The sequence below is a fragment of the Streptomyces sp. NPDC002845 genome, from assembly GCF_053591955.1.
Map to the genome: position 1 here is coordinate 1 of NZ_JBSFUU010000213.1, position 1,574 is coordinate 1,574.

Genomic DNA, 1,574 nt, shown 5'->3' on the forward strand with positions numbered 1-1,574 from the left:
GCCCGCGTCGCCGAAACCATTCCTTGGTCCATCCTGGAAAGTTATCCCGAAATGACCAAGCGTGGCCCATCAATCAAGAAGCAGCTTCCGACCCGAAGGTCGCCGAGGCATCCCAGGAGATAGGGGCCAAGGTGGGCGCGTGGGATGCGGCCGACGAGAGCCTCAAGTCGTTCGCGCACATGGCCGTCGCGGCACAGGTCGGCTGCAACTGGTGCCTCGACCTCGGCTACTTCCAGGCGCAGAACAAGAACCTGGACCTGACCAAGGCGAGCCAGGTGCCGCGCTGGCGGGAGTCGGAGGTGTTCACGCCGCTGGAGCGGGACGTGCTGGAGTACGCCGAGGCCATGACGAACACGCCGCCGACCGTCACCGACGAGCTGTCCGCGCGTCTGCTCCAGCAGCTCGGCCCGGCGGCGATGGTCGAACTCACCGCGTTCATCGCCTTCTCCAACATGGCGACCAGGAACAACACTGCGAACGGGATCGAGTCGCAGGGCTTCTCCGCCGCGTGCGAGATTCCGCTGGCCGCGCGTCCCGAGAAGTCCGGCGCAGCGTCGACGGCATGACCGAGGACCCTCCCCCAGAGGGGGACCCCCAGTCGTCCATCGCACCCTGCTGTTCACGGTCGCCTACGAGATGCTCGGGTCGGCGGCCGACGCGGAGGACGTGGTGCAGGAGTCCTGGCTGCGGTGGGCCGCCGTCGACCCGTCACAGGTGCGTGACCCGCGGGCCTACCTCGTCCGAACCGTCACGCGGCAAGCGCTCAACCGTCTGCGGACGTTGTCGCGCCGCCGCGAGGAGTACGTCGGCGAGTGGCTGCCGGAACCGCTGCTGACCAGCCCTGATGCCGCCGAGGACGTCGAACTCGCGGAGAGCGTCTCGATCGCCATGCTGACCGTGCTGGAAACACTCGGCCCGGCGGAGCGGGCGGTGTTCGTGCTCCGCGAGGTCTTCGAGATGCCGTACGGCGAGATCGCCGAGGCCATCGGGAAGTCCCGGCCGCGGTCCGGCAGATCGCGCGACGGGCACGCGAGCATGTGGCGGCCCGGCGGCCGGGGGTGCGGGTGAGCCGGTCGGAGCAGCAGGCCGTGGTGGAGCGGTTCCTGGTCGAGTTGCGAACCGGGCAGCTGCGGGAGGTCATGGCGCCGGACGTGGTCCTCATCGCCGACGGTGGCGGGCTTGTGCCCGCCGCTCTCGCTCCGATCCACGGAGCCGAACCAGTGGCGAAGCTGCTCGCACGCGCCAACCGCGTGGTCGCCGCGCTCAAGACGACGACCGTATGCCTCAACGGCGCGCCCGCGGGCCGGACCGAGTTCGACGGCAAGCCGGCCGCGGTGAGCCTCGTCGTGGAGAACGGGCAGGTCACCCGGATCTACGTCGTCCGAACCCCGCGGAAGCTGACGCGGCTGGATGAACCGGCCGAACTCGCCAGGTAAGCCCGCTGCCCGCTGCTGCTCCGGCGTCGGGGGGGGTGTGGGGGGGGGGGGGGGCCCCCGCGCCACCCCCCACCCCCCCCCCCCCCCCCACCAACAAAACACCCCCCCCCCCCCCACACCCCCCCCCCCCCCGGCGGA

Annotated in this window: 2 pseudogenes; both read left to right on the plus strand. The window is 70.8% G+C overall.

Going from position 1 to position 1,574, the window contains the following annotated elements:
• Positions 1-92: 92 nt before the first annotated feature.
• Positions 93-566, plus strand: a pseudogene (locus tag ACWD3C_RS48405) (carboxymuconolactone decarboxylase family protein); the annotation flags it as partial.
• A gap of 70 nt (positions 567-636) precedes the next feature.
• A pseudogene (gene sigJ / locus ACWD3C_RS48410) lies at positions 637-1,436 on the plus strand (RNA polymerase sigma factor SigJ).
• Positions 1,437-1,574 lie beyond the last annotated feature (138 nt).